This window comes from Telluria sp. LT2P34, assembly GCF_059685915.1.
The window spans coordinates 104,818-121,406 of the sequence record NZ_JCASIN010000001.1; the positions used below are offsets into that span (position 1 = coordinate 104,818).

The window sequence follows — 16,589 nt, forward strand, 5'->3', positions numbered from 1 at the left end:
GCACGAGGCCGGCGCATGGTTCGTTAGCCGCGATGATCAATCCGGCTGGCAGGTTCCGCCCGGCGCTGCCGCTCATGAGGCTGGCGCGCCGGCTGGGGAGATAATTTTGCATCAAGAGGAAAACAAGATGGCTGACCTGTTTGACAATCCAATGGGCCTGATGGGCTTCGAGTTCGTCGAGTTCGCATCGCCCACGCCGGGCGTGCTCGAGCCGCTCTTCGAAAAGCTGGGCTTCACCAAGGTCGCGGTGCACCGCTCGAAAGACGTGGTGCTGTTCCGCCAGGGCGAAATCAATTTCATCGTCAACAACGAGCCGAAGAGCTACGCAGCCTATTTCGCCGCCGAGCACGGCCCGTCGGCCTGCGGCATGGCCTTCCGCGTCAAGGATGCGCACAAGGCTTATGCGCGCGCCCTGGAATTGGGCGCCCAGGCCGTCGACATTCCGACCGGCCCGATGGAACTGCGCCTGCCGGCGATCAAGGGCATCGGCGGCGCGCCGCTCTACCTGATCGACCGTTTCGAAGACGGCAAGTCGATCTATGACATCGATTTCGAATTCATCGACGGCGTCGACCGCCGCCCGCCCGGCCACGGCCTGCAGATCATCGACCACCTGACCCACAACGTCTACCGCGGCCGCATGTCCTTCTGGGCCGGGTTCTACGAAAAGCTGTTCAATTTCCGCGAGATCCGCTACTTCGACATCAAGGGCGAGTACACCGGCCTGACCTCGAAGGCGATGACCGCCCCGGACGGCAAGATCCGGATTCCCCTGAACGAAGAAGGCAAGGCCGGCGGCGGCCAGATCGAGGAATTCCTGATGCAGTTCAACGGCGAGGGCATCCAGCACATCGCCCTCCTGAGCGAGGACCTGAAGGCAACCGTGGACAGCCTGCGCGCCGCCGGCGTGCCGCTGATGGCCGCGCCGCCCGAGACCTATTACGAGATGCTGGAGGGCCGCATTCCGGGCCATGGCGAAAACCCTGCCGACCTGCAGACGCGCGGCCTGCTGCTCGACGGTTCGGTGGTGGACGGCAAGCCACGCCTGCTGCTGCAGATTTTCTCGGAAACCCAGCTCGGTCCCGTGTTCTTCGAATTCATCCAGCGCAAGGGCGACGACGGCTTCGGCGAGGGCAATTTCAAGGCGCTGTTCGAGTCGATCGAGCGCGACCAGGTCAAGCGCGGAGCGATCGGCGCGGCAACCGAAGCGGCGTAAGACGTCGGGACCGCCTGACCGACGCCATGCTGCCCGCCTTCGCCATCCTGCTGCTGTTCCAGTGCCTCGGCGAAGGCATCGTCTTCCTGCTCGGCTTGCCGGTTCCGGGCCCGGTCGCCGGCATGGTGCTGCTGTTCGCGGCGCTGTTGCTGTGGCCGGCGCTGCAGGGACGCATCGAGGCGGCAGCCAGCGAGCTGCTGCGCCACCTGTCGCTGCTGTTCGTCCCGGCGGGCGTGGGCATCATTGCCGCCGCCGGCAGCGGCAGCGGGCACTGGCTGGCGATCCTCGCCTCGCTGGTGGTGTCGACCGTCCTGTCGCTGGCGGTCACCGCGCTCATCCTGCGCAATATCGCGCCGGAGCCGCAGAACGATGCCGATGCCGGGCCTCGCTAGCCTCGGGCACTTCTGGGTCTACCTGTCGGCCTCGCCCCTGGCCGGGCTGACGCTGACCTTGTGCGCCTACCTCGCCGCCCAGGCCATCTATGCGCGCTGCCGTTATTCGCCGCTGGCCAATCCGGTCGCGATCGCCATCGCGCTGGTCAGCCTGGCCTTGCTCGCCAGCGGCATGTCCTACGAGCGCTATTTTTCGGGAGCGCAGTTCGTTCATTTCCTGCTCGGTCCGGCAACGGTGGCGCTGGCGCTGCCGCTGGCACGCCAGTTGCCGCGCATGCGGCGCGCAATCCTGCCCTTGCTGTGCGCGCTGGCGGCGGGCAGCGTGACGGCGATCGTGAGCGCGGTTTCGGTCGTGATGCTGCTGGGAGGTCCGGTCGCGCTGGTGCGCAGCGTCGCCCCGAAATCGGCCACCACGCCGATCGCGATGGCGGTCTCGGAACGGCTGTCCGGCGTGCCCGCGCTGACCGCCGTGCTGGTGATCGGCACCGGCATCTTCGGCGCGGTGATCGCGCGTTTCCTCTTCAATGCCCTGCGCATCGAATCGCCGGCCGCGCGTGGCTTTGCGCTGGGCGTGGCGGCGCACGGCATCGGCACGGCGCGCGCCTTCCAGGTCAGTCTCGAGATGGGTGCTTTTGCCGGACTCAGCATGGGTTTGAACGGGGTGCTCACGGCCCTGCTTGCACCATGGCTGGTGCCGCCGCTGGAAGCGGCGCTGCGGCGCCTGCTGGCCTAGGCCGGCAGGCGCAGTGTAGGTATTACCTGACTCAGCTACCGTGCGGCATCGAGTTGGCGTTGGCCCAGGTCTTGGTGTTGGCCGAGGTCCCGTCCGGCTTCTTGACCAGGTGGCGCATCGCGAACAGGGCGCTGGCGAGGCCGACGACGACTGCCGTCGTGCTGCCCGAGAAGCCCACCGCATGGCTCTTGGCCAGCTTGCCCGCCTTCGGCGCAAGCAATTCCATGCGGCGCTTGGTCATTTGCGAACCGAGTTCCGACAGGCGCGCCCGCGTCATCAGCATTTCCGCCTGCGGCAGCAGGGTGGTTTCCTCGTCGGCCACATGGTGGATCACGTCGCGCATCAGTTCGAGCAGCAGCTTGTCGTGGCGCGGGTCGGAAGCGCTGGTGCGGCGCAGGTCCGAAATCATGCGGCGCATGTCGTTGTGTTCCGGCTCGGCCTTGTGGACAAAGGGTTCGCCCTTGTCGAGCTGGCGCATGACCGGATAGAACACTTCCTCTTCCAGCGTGGCGTGGATTTCAAGGGCGGTACAGATGGTTTCCGCCAGGGCCTTCTTGACGCTGGGCGACTTGTCTTTCGTGTATTGGTGGAACGTGACCATCACGTGCGAGTGATCGAAGCGGATCATGTCGGTGATGGTTGGGCTGAGCTGGTTCAAGGAAAACATTTGGCATCCCTCCGTATTGACGAATAATTAAGATGCTAGTCGCGCGGCTGGGCGCACGAAGTAGGAGTAGGTCGCAGAGCCTTGTCGGCCGATGGCGCGTGTTCAGGATGACGCCAGGAATTCGTAGCTCGTAATAGTTGGTGTAACGCGCAGGCTGCATGCCCCGCCTGCGCGTCTGTTCACACAAACATTTTGTAACTGCAAGTATTTCCACTCCGATACAAATCTTCCCGGAAATGATTCTGCGCTCATCAACAGCGTGTCGCCGCAGTCCTACACGAATACGGCGAGGCGACTGATTACTTGTCATCCCGTCACTGCCAAGATGAGCCATGTTCGACGGTGTACTCCAGCCGTATACGGATGTGTCGCACGCTGTCGCGTGGACGCTTAGACTAAATCTATCAGAGGAGTCGGAATGTTTGCACATAACAAACGCCTGCAGTACACAGTCCGCGTCAGCGGCCCCAATCCTGGCCTTGCCAATCTGATGCTCGAGCAATTCGGTGGGCCACAGGGCGAGCTCGCTGCCGCCATGCGCTACTTTACCCAGGCCGTCTCGGAAGACGACGCGGGCCGCAAGGACATGCTGATGGACATCGCGACCGAGGAGCTCAGCCACCTCGAAGTGATCGGCCACATCGTCGCCATGCTGAACAAGGGCGCCAAGGGCCGCCTTGCTGAAGCAGTCGATACCGAAGCCGAGACCTACCGCAAGATCACCGGCGCCGGCAACGACAGCCACGTGACCCAGGTGCTGTACGGCGCCGGTACCCCGCTGGTCAATTCGGCCGGCGTGCCGTGGACGGCAGCCTATATCGACTCGATCACCGAGCCGAGCGCCGACCTGCGTTCCAACATCGCCGCCGAATCGCGCGCCAAGATCGTCTACGAACGCCTGATCTCGCTGACCGACGACCCGGGCGTGAAAGAAGCACTCGGTTTCCTGATGACGCGCGAAGTGGCGCACCAGAAGTCCTTCGAGAAGGCGCTGTATTCGATGGAGTCGAATTTCCCGGCAGGTAAATCGCCGGTCGATCCGCGCTTCTCGAGCGTGTATTACAACATGTCGCAGGGCGAAGGCGAAATGCGCGGCCCATGGAACCAGGGTCCGGACTGGGACTTCGTGTCCGACCGCGAGAAGCAGATGGCGGTCGACGGCGGCTCGGGCGACGCCGAAGTGAAACTGCCGGCCGAGGACGTCAAGGTGCTCAAGCAAATGCAGATGCGCACCATGTCCGATCCTTCGACGGATCCGCAGACCGGCGCCGAGCTGGGCCTGGATCCATCGACGCCCAAGGGCGCTTCGGCAGTCAAGCAGGCCGCCAAGTAAGCCATCAAACAAGCGAGCCGTAAGCGAATGAGAATGTGGCGTGCGCGGCGGCCAGCCTATCGGCCGCCACGCACGCCGCGCCGCTGGTACAGTGGGCAAGCGTAACAAGCACACAGCCGGCGGGCGGAAAGGATTGTTGATGGATTCTGGGATTGACTCTGACTCACGCAAGCTCGGCTGGACAGACGCCATCGTCCGTGCGCTCACCGTTCGGCGCGCGATCGGCCTGCTGATTTGCTCGGTGGGTTGTTTGTTGTTGCTCGGTAGCCTGGTCGACCAGGTCATGAATGCCAACCCGAAGATGCATAACGCATTGCTGGGCGGCGCCATTGCTGCCGCGGCAACCGCGCTCGGGACCTTGCCGGTCCTGTTTTCACAGAATTTTTCAAAACGTACCTACGACTGCTTCCTCGGTTTCGGCGCCGGCGTCATGCTGGGCGCAACAGCGTTTTCGCTCGTCATCCCAGCCATCGCGGCGGCCAAGTCCGCGGGCGCGGGCCCATGGGAAGCGAGCCTGCTGGCAGGTGTCGGCATCATGGCGGGCGCCGGCGCCATCCTCCTGATGAGCCGTGCGATCGAGCCAAGCAGCGTGCTGGAAAAAAATTCCAACGCCAGTTCGCTGCGCCGCGCCTGGATGTTCGTGGCCGCCGTCGCCCTCCACAACTTGCCCGAAGGCATGGCGATCGGCGTGGCCTATGCCGGGATCGACCTCGACAAGGCGCATTCCCTGATGACCGGAGTCTCGATCCAGGACGTGCCGGAAGGCCTGGTCGTGGCGCTTGCGCTGCGCACGGTCGGCTACAGCCGCCTGACCGCGGTCGGGCTGGGGGTGCTGTCGGGCTTGGTCGAGCCGGTGGCGGCCGCCTTCGGCGTGGCCCTGATCGGCATCTCGGCCGGCCTGTTGCCGATTGCCCTGGCGGCGGCGGGCGGCGCGATGCTGTTCGTGATCGTCCACGACGTGATTCCCGAAATGCGCGAGAACGGCAATGAGACCTCGGCGACGATTGCGCTGGTGTTCGGGTTTATCTTGATGACGGTGCTGGATACGGCGCTGGCGTGAATCCGCTCAGAGTGATACCGCGTGGGCTCAGGAGCCCACCCTACGGAAATCCAAGCCGATTACGGCTCGAAATGCCGCACGAACCAGTTCGTCGCCAGTGTCGACACCTGCGCCAGCGCGCCCGGTTCCTCGAACAAATGTCCTGCTCCCGGCACGATCTCGAGCGCCTTTTCGCAGGCAAGGGCGTCGAAGGCTTGCCGGTTCAGGTCCACGACGACCCCATCTTCGCCGCCCACGATCAGCAGGGTCGGTGCGATGACGCGCGCCAGTGCGGGCCCGGCCAGGTCGGGGCGGCCGCCGCGCGAGACCACGGCGGCGATGCCGGTGCCGTCGTCGCTGGCCAGGCGCAGGGCCGCGGCCGCGCCGGTGCTGGCGCCGAACAGGCCGAGGGGCAGGGGAGCGGTCAGGGGCTCGGTGCCGATCCAGGTGGCGGCCGCGTGCAGGCGCGCCACCAACAACTCGATATCGAAGCGGTTCTGGACGGTGGCGTCTTCCTCGGGCGTCAGCAGATCAAGCAGCAGGGTGCCGACGCCGGCGGCGCGCAGCTCGCCGGCGACGGCATTGTTACGCGGGCTGAAGCGGCTGCTGCCGCTGCCGTGGGCGAAGAGCACCATGCCGATCGGCGTGGCCGGCAGTTCCAGCAATCCTTGCAGTACGGCCGTGCCCACCGGGATGGTGACCAGGATCTTGCGTGTCATGCCGCATCACGCTCCAAACACAGTTAGACCATGCTCGCGGCAAAAAAAATCCGGCTGGACAAGCTGTCCGGCCGGATTTTTTGTTTCGACCAATGCAGCTGGTCCTTGATCAGTCCTTTATTTCCAGCTTGCGGTTCAGGCTCAGCGCGGCCAGCGAGCCGAGCGCGCCCGACAGCAGGTAGAGGCTGACATAGCCCAGGCCGAAGTGGGCCGACAAGCCGAGCGCGACCAGCGGGGCAAATGCCGCGCCGACCAGCCAGGCCAGGTCCGAGGTCAGCGCCGCGCCGGTGTAGCGGAAGCGCGATTCGAAGTTCGAGGTCACGGCGCCCGCCGCCTGGCCGTAGGACAGGCCGAGCAGGCCGAAGCCGATCAGGACGAACAGGTCCTGGCCGGACTCGCCGCCCTCTAACAGGGTCGGAACAAAGGCCGAGAACAGCGCGATCAGCACGGCCAGGGTGCCGAGCGTGGTGCGGCGGCCGACCTTGTCGGCGACCAGGCCGGAAATCAGGATGCAGACGGCGGCAACGCCCGCGCCCCACATCTGGATATACAGGAAGCCGCTGATCGGGCGCGTGTCATACAGCTGCATCCACGACAGCGGGAACACGGTCACCAGGTGGAACAGCGCATAGCTGGCGAGGGCGGCGAGGGCGCCGATCACGATGGTCGAGCCTTGCTTGCTGACCAGTTCGCCGACCGGCGCCGGATCCAGCTCGTGCGCGTCGAGCAGGCGCGAATATTCCGAGGTCGAGACCAGGCGCAGGCGCGCGAACAGGGCGACGACGTTCAGGGCGAAAGCAACGAAGAACGGATAACGCCAGCCCCAGACCAGGAAGTCGTCGCTCTGCAGGTTCTCGAGCAGGAAGGCGAACAGGCCGGCGGCGATCAGGAAGCCGATCGGGGCGGCCAGCTGGCCTAGCATCGCGTACCAGCCGCGCTTGTGCTCGGGCGCGCTCAGGGCCAGCAGCGAAGGCAGACCGTCCCAGGAGCCGCCCTGGGCCACGCCCTGGGCGATGCGCATGGCCGCCAGCAGCACGATCGACAGCATGCCGATCTGGCCATAGGTGGGCAGGAAGGAGATCGTGACGGTTGCCGTGCCCATCAGGAAGAGCGCGATCGTCAGCTTGATCTCGCGCGAAAAGCGTTCCTGGATCTTCATGAAGACGATGGTACCGACCGGGCGCGCGATGAAAGCGAACGCAAAAATGGTAAAGGAGTAAAGTGTGCCATCGAGCCGATCAGCCCACGGGAAAAAGACCGCAGGGAAGACCAGCACGGAAGCAATGGCGTAGACAAAGAAATCGAAATACTCGGATGCGCGGCCGATGACCACGCCAACGGCGATATCGCCCGGCGAAATATTGCCGTCCCGCGAGTTGATGTTGCGCGCACCACTATGGGGTGCGCTGACGGGAGCGGCTCCGGCGCCGCCGTAGGTCGTGCTTTGCATATTCTTAGCTCTCCAGGTAGGTCCACGGCCGTCATCATACCCCCTGGCCTTCGGGATCAGGGTGGGACAAAACGTCCAATGTGCAGTGACGGCCGATGCCGGTACAGTAGCATGTTCTTATACCCATGTAACGTTAGATACCTAGCATGAAACCTAAAATTGTCCGTTCCGGGCTGTCGCTCCTCCTGCTTGCGGTGCTGTCCGGCTGCAACACGGTGGTGATGAATCCAGCCGGTGATATTGCGCGGCAGCAGGCCGATCTCATCAAGATTTCGGTGTGGCTGATGTTGATCATTATCGTTCCGGTGATGATCCTGACCGTTGTGTTCGCATGGAAATATCGTAAGGGCGCGAATGCCAAGTACGAACCGGATTGGGACCATTCCACCAAGCTCGAGCTCGTCATCTGGGGCGCGCCCCTGCTGATCGTGATCGCGCTCGGCCTGGTCACCTGGATCAGCACCCACAAGCTCGATCCTTACCGGCCGCTCGAACGCCTCGACGAGAACCGCCCGATCCCGGCCGGCACCAAGGTGCTCGAAGTGCAGGTCGTCTCGCTCGACTGGAAGTGGCTGTTCATCTATCCGGAGCTGGGCATCGCCACGGTCAACGAACTGGTCACCCCGATCGACACGCCGATCCGCTTCAAGCTGACCTCGTCGACGGTGATGAACACCTTCTACATCCCGACCCTGGCCGGCATGATCTACACGATGCCGGCGATGGAAACGACCCTGAACGCGGTGCTCAACAAGACCGGCAACTACAAGGGCCTGTCGGCCAACTTCAGCGGCGACGGCTTCTCGCACATGCGCTTCGCCTACCGCGGCACCACCCAGGCCGAGTTCGACGCCTGGGTCGCAAAGGTCAGGACCAGCCAGGCCCCGCTTGGCCGCAACGATTACCTGGCCCTGGAAAAACCGTCGGAAAAAGAGCCGATCCGCCATTACGGCACGGTCGACCCGAGCCTGTACATGGCCATCCTGAACCGCTGCGTGGCCGAAGGCGCCGCCTGCATGCACCAGCAAATGCAGCAGGACGCCCAGCGTGCCCGCACCGCGGCGCTCCTCAGGAAGCTGCCGCAAGACGCGCTCGAACGCAAGGTCATGCTGGCGAACGCCAAAGCCGGCGCCCGCACCGAGATCTGCGAAACCCCTATTAATACTGTGAAGAAGTAACCATGCAAGACTCTCTTGACTTGACGAAGCTTATCTTCGGTCGGCTCAGCTGGGACGCGATTCCCTTCCACGATCCGATCCTGCTCGCCACCTTCGCGGGCGTGGTGGTCGGCGGTGCAGCCGTGTTCGGCCTCATCTCCTATTTCCGCCTGTGGGGCACGCTGTGGCGCGACTGGATCACCAGTATCGACCACAAGAAAATCGGCATCATGTACATGATCCTGGGCCTGGTCATGTTCCTGCGCGGCTTTGCCGACGCACTCATGATGCGCGCCCAGCAGGCCATCTCCTTCGGCGAGAATGCCGGCTTCCTGCCGCCGCACCACTACGACCAGGTCTTCACGGCCCACGGCGTGATCATGATCTTCTTCGTGGCGATGCCTTTCGTGACCGGCTTGATGAACTATGTCGTGCCGCTGCAGATCGGCGCGCGCGACGTCGCCTTCCCGTTCCTGAATAATTTCTCGTTCTGGATGACGACCATGGGCGCCGTGCTGGTCATGGCCTCGCTGTTCGTCGGTGAATTCGCGCGTACCGGCTGGCTGGCCTTCCCGCCGCTGTCGGGCATCCTGGCCAGTCCGGGTGTCGGCGTCGACTATTACATATGGTCCCTGCAGATTGCGGGTGTCGGCACGCTGCTCTCGGGCGTGAACCTGGTCGTCACCATCATCAAGATGCGCGCGCCGGGCATGGACCTGATGAAAATGCCGGTCTTTACCTGGACCGCGCTGGCCACCAACATCCTGATCGTGGTGTCCTTCCCGATCCTGACCGCGACCCTCGCCATGCTCGGCATGGACCGCCTGTTCGACACCAACTTCTTCACCAACGACAAGGGCGGCAACGCCATGCTGTACGTGAACCTGATCTGGATCTGGGGCCACCCCGAGGTCTACATCCTGATCCTGCCGGCCTTCGGCATCTTCTCGGAAGTGGTCTCGACTTTCTCCGGCAAGCGCCTGTTCGGCTACACCTCGATGGTCTACGCGATCGTCGTCATCATGGTCCTGTCCTACCTGGTCTGGCTGCACCACTTCTTCACCATGGGGTCGGGAGCGAGCGTCAACGCCTTCTTCGGCATCACCACGATGATCATCTCGATCCCGACCGGGGCCAAGATCTTCAACTGGCTGTTCACGATGTACCGCGGGCGCATCCGCTTCGAGCTGCCGATGATGTGGACGATTTCGTTCATGCTGACCTTCACCATCGGCGGCATGACCGGCGTGATGCTGGCGGTGCCGGCGGCCGACTTCGTGCTGCACAACTCGCTGTTCCTGACCTCGCACTTCCACAACGTGATCATCGGCGGCGTGCTGTTCGGCCTGTTTGCCGGCTTTAATTACTGGTTCCCGAAGATGTTCGGCTACAAGCTCAACCAGTTCTGGGGACATGTCTCGTTCTGGCTCTGGTCGATCGGTTTCTGGGTCGCCTTCGGTCCGGCCTACATCCTCGGCTTCATGGGCGTGACGCGTCGTTCGAGCCACTTCGAAGACCCGGAGCTGCAGCCGCTGTTCATGATTTCCTTCATCGGCACCCTGATGGTGGCCGCCGGTATCGGCGCGCTCCTGATGCAGATCTACACCAGCTATCGCGACCGGGCAAAGCTGCGCGACGTGACCGGCGACCCGTGGGATGGCCGTACGCTGGAGTGGGCGACGTCGTCGCCGCCGCCGGACTACAACTTCGCCTTCACCCCGGTAGTGCACGACAACGACACCTTCGCCGACATGAAGAAGAACGGCTGGACCCGTCCGCTGACCGACTACGTTGCGATCCACATGCCGAAGAACACCTGGGCCGGTTTCGTGATCTCGGCGATCGCCATGGTGCTGGGCTTCGCTATCATCTGGCACATGTGGCTGCTGACCGCGATCTCCTTCATCGCCATGATGGCGGCGATCATCGCCCATACCTTCAACTACAAGCGTGATTTCTATATCTCGGCGGAAGAAGTGACCCGCACCGAGAACGCGCACACGAAACTGCTGGAAGCCCATGTCTAACAATACCGCTACCCTCAGCCCTGGCGCCGGCGCCGCCGGCCTTGATACCGGCGCGCGCTACCACGTGCGCGACCACCATCCGGAAAACGGCACCCTGCTCGGTTTCTGGATCTACCTGATGAGCGACTGCCTGCTGTTCGCCAGCCTGTTCGCGTCCTTCGCCGTCCTGGGACGCAACTACGCCGGCGGGCCGTCGGGCGCCGAACTGTTCGACCTGTCGCTGGTCGCCATCAACACCGCCTTCCTGCTGGTGTCGTCGATCACCTTCGGCTTCGCCATGATCGCGGCGCAAAACAAGAACCTGGCCCGGACCCAGCTCTGGCTCGGCATCACGGGTGTCCTCGGCGCCTGCTTCCTGGCCCTGGAAATCTACGAGTTCTACCACCTGATCCACCAGGGCGCCGGCCCTGCGCGCAGCGCCTTCCTGACCGCCTTCTTCTCGCTGGTCGGCACCCACGGCCTGCACGTGCTGTTCGGTATCGTGTGGCTGGTCACGCTGATGTTCCAGATCCCGAAGCACGGCATCACGCCGGAAAACATGCGCCGACTGTCCTGCCTGTCGATGTTCTGGCACTTCCTGGACGTGGTCTGGATCTTCGTCTTCACCTTTGTCTACCTGATGGGAGTGCTGCCATGAGCGCCAATCACCATGACGCCGCACACGAAGCCCTGCACGGCCACGAGCACGGCGACGACCCCGGCGTGCATTACAGCCTGAAGGATTACACGATCGGCTTCGTGCTGGCCGTGATCCTGACCGTCATTCCGTTCTGGCTGGTGATGGGCAATGTGCTCGACCCGTCGATGACGCGCATCGTGATCGTCGGCTTCGCCGCCGTCCAGCTGGTCGTGCACATGATCTACTTCCTGCACCTGAACGCGAAGTCCGAAAGCGGCTGGAACATGATGGCGCTGATCCTGACCGTCATCCTGCTGGTGATCGTGCTGGGCGGCTCGATCTGGGTGATGTACCACATGAACGCCAACATGATGTCCGGCATGGGCGACGCCGCCGCCGTCACCGGCCACGGCACGCACGACCAGCCATGACCGGCCTGGCCGGTCCGGCAGGGAGCATCCCGGCAATGGGACGCAAGCGCAGGTTTGCCAAAGTGATTCTGGCGCTCCTCGCGACCCTGCTGATCGTGCTGTTTACGGGGCTCGGGACCTGGCAGGTGCAACGCCTGCAATGGAAACGGGCCCTGATCGAACGGGTGGAGTCGCGCGTGCGCGCGGCTCCCATCCCGGCCCCGGCTCCTGCCGACTGGCCGACCATCACCCGCGACAGTCACGAGTACCGGCATGTCCGCCTCACCGGGTTCTTCCTCTACGATTACAGCACTCCGGTGCAGGCCGTCACCGAACTGGGCGCCGGCTTCTGGCTGCTGACGCCCCTGTGCACGGCCGACGGCTCGCTGGTGCTGGTCAATCGCGGCTTCATTCCGGCAGCCGGCGCCCGTGCACGTTACCCGGCGCGCAGCGCGGACGGCCAGGCATGCCGGTCCGCCGGCGCGACGGCTGTCCAAACGGTGACCGGACTGCTGCGCATGGACGAGCCGGGCGGCGGCTTCCTGCGCGACAACGACCGGGCCGGGAACCGCTGGTTCTCGCGCGAGGTCGCCGGAATCGCCGCCGCCCGCGGCCTGGGTGCTGTCGCCCCGTATTTCGTGGACACCGCGCGCGGACAGGAGGCGGCCGGCGCACCCGAGCGCCCGGTCGGCGGCCTGACCGTGGTGGCCTTCCAAAACAATCACCTCGTGTATGCCATCACTTGGTATGCTCTGGCTTTGATGGTGATCGGGGCGTGGTGGTATGTGGCGCGCTCGGGTCCGCGCGGCGCCACCAGGGCGAGGAACAATGGCAGTCAAGCTTGATCTGTTAACCAGGATAAGCCCTTCGATCGGGGCGGCGCCCTCGGCGGCCGAGGCGAGCGTCGAATACGCCGCCGGGCACAAGAACATGCTGCAGCTGATCGAGCTGCGCTGGATCGCCGTCATCGGCCAGATCACGACCATTTTCGGCGCGATCCTCCTCTTCGACATCGACCTGCCGCTGGTGCACATGCTGCAGGTGCTGGCCTGCCTGATCGCCTTCAACATCGCCAGCCACCTGCGCTGGCACGAGCGGCGCCCGGTTGCCAACACCGAACTGTTCATGGCGCTGCTGGTGGACGTGGCCGCGCTCACCGTGCTGCTGTATCTGTCGGGCGGCACCACCAATCCCTTCGCCTTCCTCTATCTGCTGCAGATCATCATTTCTGCGGTGCTGCTGGAAGCCTGGTCGACCTGGTTCATCGTCGCGCTGACCCTGGCCTGCCTGGCGACCCTGGCCGTCTTCGCCCAGCCTCTGGCGCTGCCTTTCGACCACGCGCGCGGGATCGCCAGCCTGTATGTCCAGGGCATGCTGATCTGCTTCGCCCTGAACGCGGCTCTGCTGGTGGTGTTTATTTCGCGTATCAGCGGCACCCTGCGCGCAAAGGCCGCGCAGCTGGCCGACCTGCGCCAGCGCGCCGCCGAGGAGGACCATATCGTGCGCATGGGCCTGCTCGCTTCGGGCGCCGCGCACGAACTCGGCACGCCGCTGGCGACCCTGTCCGTCATCCTCGGCGACTGGAAGCGCATGCCGGAATTTCGCGACAATGCCGACCTGCGCGAAGAGATCGCCGAAATGCAGACCCAGCTCATACGCTGCAAGTCGATCGTCAGCGGCATCCTGCTCTCGGCCGGCAAGGCGCGCGGCGAATCGGCGGTACGCACGACGATCCATACCTTCCTCGACGGTCTTGCCGAAGAGTGGGAAGAGCGGCGCCAGGCGCCGCATCTCGAGTACGAGAACCGCATTCTCGACGACGTCCCGGTGGCCTTCGATTCGGCCCTGAAGCAGACCATCGACAACCTGCTCGACAACGCCCTGGAGAGTTCGCCCGACTGGGTGCGGCTGGACGCATCCATCGTCGACGGCACCCTGCGCCTTGTCGTGCTCGACCGCGGTCCGGGCTTCGCACCGGCCATGCTGGCCCAGTTCGGCAAGCCCTACCAGTCGACCAAGAGCCGCGCCGGCGCCGGCGTCGGCCTGTTCCTGGTAGTGAACGTGGCGCGCACCCTGGGCGGCGGCGTTGTCGCCCGCAACCGCGAGGAGGGAGGCGCCGAAGTCACGCTCAGCATCCCGCTGGCCTCGATCGCACTGGCCAAGGAGGGCGAGCATGCTTGATGGCGATATCGATACGGCACCCGTGCTCCTGATCGTCGAGGACGACGAAGCCTTTGCCCGCACCCTGGCCCGTTCCTTCGAGCGGCGCGGCTACCGGGTGCTGCACGCGCCCGGCCATGAGGAAGCTGTGGCCATCCTGAAAGACCATGACCCCGGCTATGCCGTGGTCGACCTGAAACTCAAGGGCAATTCGTCGGGGCTCAATTGCGTGCAGCTGCTGCATGCCCATGATCCGGAGATGCTGATCGTGGTGCTGACGGGATTTGCCAGTATCGGCACGGCGGTCGAGGCGATCAAGCTCGGCGCCTGCCAGTACCTGGCCAAGCCCTCGAACACGGACGACATCGAAGCGGCCTTCGGCCACGTGGCGGGCAAGGCCGAGGTGGAGCTGACCAAACGCTCGACTTCCATCAAGACGCTCGAATGGGAGCACATCCACGCGGTGCTGGCCGAGACCGAATTCAATATCTCGGAGGCGGCGCGCCGTTTGGGCATGCACCGCCGCACGCTGGCGCGGAAGCTGGAAAAGCAGCGGGTGAAGTAGGCGGCTTACAGCCCGGCCAGCAGTTTGCGCACCGACTGGTGGGCGTCGAACCAGCCGCTCTCGATCAGGCGCGGCTGGCACTCGGCGCAGACTTCGAAGGGATTGCACGCATGTGCAAGCTCGATATAGTTGGCGCCGATGAAGGGCTTGGCGCCGTGCGCATCGCGCGAGGCGGGGCTCGCGCCGGCCGAGGATGCTTTCGCGCCGGCGCCGGCGCCCGCGCTGGCGTCCACCCAGCGCTCGAACGCTTCCGTGGGCTTGCCGTCAGGGACATACCAGCATTTTTTCGTCGGATTCCAGCGGGCGCCGAGCGCCTTGGCTTCGTCTTTTTCGGCGTACGGGACCTTCAGGAGAATCATGGGGCGCTTTCAATGGTCGATACGGCGTGCGTATTGTAATTGGAAGTGAGCGGCCCGAGAAGTGAAGGCGTGTAGGGTGGAGTCCCGACTCCACGCGGTACAAAGGATGCGTTTCGACTGCATCAGCCGAGCTCGCCGTGGAGTCGGGACTCCACCCTACGGCAACAAGAAAGCTATCAAGGAATCTTGACCCGGATCGGCATCGGCATCGGCGCGCTTCGGTCCGGCATCGGCGCGCGGTCCGGCGGCGCCAGGCCGGTCACCAGGTCCGCGACGCGTACCGTCTGTCCCGTCTCGAAGCACTGGTTCGCCGCAATCCCGACCAGCGCCGACCAGGCGCCGGCGCGCTCGTCCGACACACGCTTGTACTTGTCGGGCGGTCCGTCCCCGAAAATCTCGTTGAGCATGACGTCGTCGCCGCCGCCGTGGCTGCCCTTGCCGATGATCGGGACGATGTCGCGTGCCTGGCCGCGCAGCGGGATGACGCGGATCGAGACGTTCTCGTTGCCGCTCTGGACCTTGGCCGCGCCGGCCGCGCCGCCCGATTCGACGATGCGGTGCTCGATGCGTCCCTTGGTGCCGTTGAAGGCGATGTGGTAACCCTCCCAGGCGTCGTAGGCCGACAGCGCATAGTTCAGGTGGGCGCCGTTGTCATAGCGGACCATCACGTTCATCGTGTCCTCGATGTTGATTTCCGGGCGCCAGACGCACTGGTCGCGGTAGTAGCCGTCGTATCGTTCGTTGTCGAGGAAGAGCGATTTCAGGCCGGGATCGGCGGCCAGGTCGAAGTAGAAGCTGCACTTCTGTTTTTCCGGGCAGGTCAGGCAGCGTTCGTGCGGACCGGAGAGCCCCATGCGGCGCGCCGTTTCCGGGGTGTAGAACTGTTTCGAGCCAAAGGCGTGCACGGTCTGCGGCTGGGCGCCGAGCCACCAGTTGACGAGGTCGAAGTGGTGGGTCGACTTGTGCACCATCAGGCCGCCCGAATTGGCCTTGTCGCTGTGCCAGCGGCGGAAGTAGTCGGCGCCATGCACGGTATTGAGGAGCCAGGTGAAGTCGACCGAGATCACGTCGCCGATTTCGCCCGACATCAGGAGCTCCTTGATCTGGGTGCGCGGCGGCGAATAGCGGTAGTTGAAGGTGACGCGGATGTGGCGGCCGCTGCGTTTCACGGCGTCGAGGATGCGCTGCGCCTTGGCGGCGGTGGTCGTCATCGGCTTTTCGGTAATGACGTCGCAGCCGGCGTCGAGCGCGCGCACGATGTAGTCGTCGTGGCTGGCGTCGGTGGTGGTGACGATCACGTACTGCGGTCTGGTTTCGAGCAGCATGCGCTCGAAATCGGCGGCGGCATAGGGCTTCGGCTGGCTGGCGCCGGTTGCGGAAATGACTTTCACGGCGCGCGCCAGGCGCCCGGCGTTGCGGTCGCAGACGGCGACGACTTCGGCGCGGTCGCTGAAGGGGCCGGTCATGGCATTCGTGAACATGCGCGAGCGCGAGCCGACGCCCACCACTGCGTAACGCTTGCGCGCGCTGGCCGCCGCCGCAAGGGCGCCGCCGCCGGCGAGCAGCATGCCGGCCGCGCCCGCCGCCTTCAACACATTCCGGCGCTTGTTCAGGCCGCTATTTTCCTCGTTCATGTCCGGTCTCCTCGATGATTCGAAATGGGCCCTTGTCTGGACCTCGCTGCGGACGATGGTAGCGTCCGCCTTAAAAATTGGCAAGACCAATCAATAATTTGGTAGGGCA

The 16,589-nt window shown here is 64.4% G+C and carries 17 protein-coding genes; 12 read left to right on the forward strand and 5 right to left on the reverse strand.

Features of this window, described 5'->3' with window-relative positions:
- Positions 1-127 precede the first annotated feature (127 nt).
- From hppD to AC56KZ_RS00485, 3 genes are read left to right on the forward strand one after another with little or no spacing between them, the layout of a single operon-like run.
- Positions 128-1,216 carry a 4-hydroxyphenylpyruvate dioxygenase gene (gene hppD, locus AC56KZ_RS00475; protein WP_497160170.1) on the forward strand — a complete coding sequence of 363 codons (1,089 nt, stop codon included), beginning with the start codon at positions 128-130 and terminating at the stop codon, positions 1,214-1,216.
- 26 nt (positions 1,217-1,242) lie between these two features.
- Complete coding sequence (locus AC56KZ_RS00480) at positions 1,243-1,608, forward strand: CidA/LrgA family protein (RefSeq protein WP_497160171.1); 366 nt, start codon at positions 1,243-1,245, stop codon at positions 1,606-1,608.
- Complete coding sequence (locus AC56KZ_RS00485; RefSeq protein ID WP_497160172.1) at positions 1,592-2,341, forward strand: LrgB family protein; 750 nt, start codon at positions 1,592-1,594, stop codon at positions 2,339-2,341. Before AC56KZ_RS00480 ends, AC56KZ_RS00485 begins: the two co-directional genes overlap by 17 nt.
- A gap of 31 nt (positions 2,342-2,372) precedes the next feature.
- On the opposite strand, the gene AC56KZ_RS00490 is transcribed toward AC56KZ_RS00485, so the two are convergent.
- Positions 2,373-3,008, reverse strand: coding sequence for a hemerythrin domain-containing protein (locus AC56KZ_RS00490; RefSeq protein ID WP_497160173.1), 636 nt, complete (start codon positions 3,006-3,008; stop codon positions 2,373-2,375).
- Positions 3,009-3,426: 418 nt separating this feature from the next.
- Between AC56KZ_RS00490 and AC56KZ_RS00495 the strand changes: the two genes are divergently transcribed.
- Positions 3,427-4,341: a manganese catalase family protein gene (locus AC56KZ_RS00495; protein WP_497160174.1), complete on the forward strand. Its 915-nt coding sequence runs from the start codon at positions 3,427-3,429 to the stop codon at positions 4,339-4,341.
- Positions 4,342-4,480: 139 nt separating this feature from the next.
- Positions 4,481-5,401: a ZIP family metal transporter gene (locus AC56KZ_RS00500; protein WP_497160175.1), complete on the forward strand. Its 921-nt coding sequence runs from the start codon at positions 4,481-4,483 to the stop codon at positions 5,399-5,401.
- Positions 5,402-5,460: 59 nt separating this feature from the next.
- Here the strand turns inward: AC56KZ_RS00500 and AC56KZ_RS00505 are convergent, their stop codons facing one another.
- Both AC56KZ_RS00505 and AC56KZ_RS00510 read right to left on the reverse strand, forming a co-directional pair.
- Positions 5,461-6,099 (reverse strand): dienelactone hydrolase family protein, encoded by a 639-nt coding sequence (locus tag AC56KZ_RS00505; RefSeq protein WP_497160176.1) that lies wholly within the window; start codon positions 6,097-6,099, stop codon positions 5,461-5,463.
- A gap of 109 nt (positions 6,100-6,208) precedes the next feature.
- Positions 6,209-7,549, reverse strand: coding sequence for an MFS transporter (locus tag AC56KZ_RS00510; RefSeq protein WP_497160177.1), 1,341 nt, complete (start codon positions 7,547-7,549; stop codon positions 6,209-6,211).
- A 146-nt stretch (positions 7,550-7,695) separates the two neighbouring features.
- On the opposite strand from AC56KZ_RS00510, the gene cyoA reads away from it, so the two are divergent.
- From cyoA to AC56KZ_RS00545, 7 genes are all read left to right on the forward strand, one after another.
- On the forward strand, positions 7,696-8,727 hold the full coding sequence (gene cyoA, locus AC56KZ_RS00515) for a ubiquinol oxidase subunit II (RefSeq protein WP_497160178.1): 1,032 nt from the start codon (positions 7,696-7,698) through the stop codon (positions 8,725-8,727).
- A gap of 2 nt (positions 8,728-8,729) precedes the next feature.
- A complete protein-coding gene (gene cyoB, locus AC56KZ_RS00520; RefSeq protein ID WP_497160179.1) occupies positions 8,730-10,733 on the forward strand; it encodes a cytochrome o ubiquinol oxidase subunit I in 2,004 nt (667 codons plus the stop codon).
- A complete protein-coding gene (gene cyoC / locus AC56KZ_RS00525; RefSeq protein WP_497160180.1) occupies positions 10,726-11,370 on the forward strand; it encodes a cytochrome o ubiquinol oxidase subunit III in 645 nt (214 codons plus the stop codon). Before cyoB ends, cyoC begins: the two co-directional genes overlap by 8 nt.
- Positions 11,367-11,783, forward strand: a complete 417-nt coding sequence (gene cyoD / locus AC56KZ_RS00530) for a cytochrome o ubiquinol oxidase subunit IV (RefSeq protein ID WP_497160181.1) — start codon at positions 11,367-11,369, stop codon at positions 11,781-11,783. The genes cyoC and cyoD overlap by 4 nt, the downstream gene beginning before the upstream one ends.
- Before the next feature lie 62 nt (positions 11,784-11,845).
- Positions 11,846-12,607 (forward strand): SURF1 family protein, encoded by a 762-nt coding sequence (locus tag AC56KZ_RS00535; RefSeq protein WP_497160182.1) that lies wholly within the window; start codon positions 11,846-11,848, stop codon positions 12,605-12,607.
- Complete coding sequence (locus tag AC56KZ_RS00540) at positions 12,591-13,943, forward strand: ATP-binding protein (RefSeq protein ID WP_497160183.1); 1,353 nt, start codon at positions 12,591-12,593, stop codon at positions 13,941-13,943. The genes AC56KZ_RS00535 and AC56KZ_RS00540 overlap by 17 nt, the downstream gene beginning before the upstream one ends.
- Positions 13,936-14,487: a response regulator transcription factor gene (locus AC56KZ_RS00545; RefSeq protein WP_497160184.1), complete on the forward strand. Its 552-nt coding sequence runs from the start codon at positions 13,936-13,938 to the stop codon at positions 14,485-14,487. Before AC56KZ_RS00540 ends, AC56KZ_RS00545 begins: the two co-directional genes overlap by 8 nt.
- A gap of 5 nt (positions 14,488-14,492) precedes the next feature.
- Here the strand turns inward: AC56KZ_RS00545 and AC56KZ_RS00550 are convergent, their stop codons facing one another.
- Positions 14,493-14,846: a DUF5710 domain-containing protein gene (locus AC56KZ_RS00550; protein ID WP_497160185.1), complete on the reverse strand. Its 354-nt coding sequence runs from the start codon at positions 14,844-14,846 to the stop codon at positions 14,493-14,495.
- A gap of 176 nt (positions 14,847-15,022) precedes the next feature.
- On the reverse strand, positions 15,023-16,480 hold the full coding sequence (locus AC56KZ_RS00555; RefSeq protein ID WP_497160186.1) for a Gfo/Idh/MocA family protein: 1,458 nt from the start codon (positions 16,478-16,480) through the stop codon (positions 15,023-15,025).
- Positions 16,481-16,589: the final 109 nt, after the last annotated feature.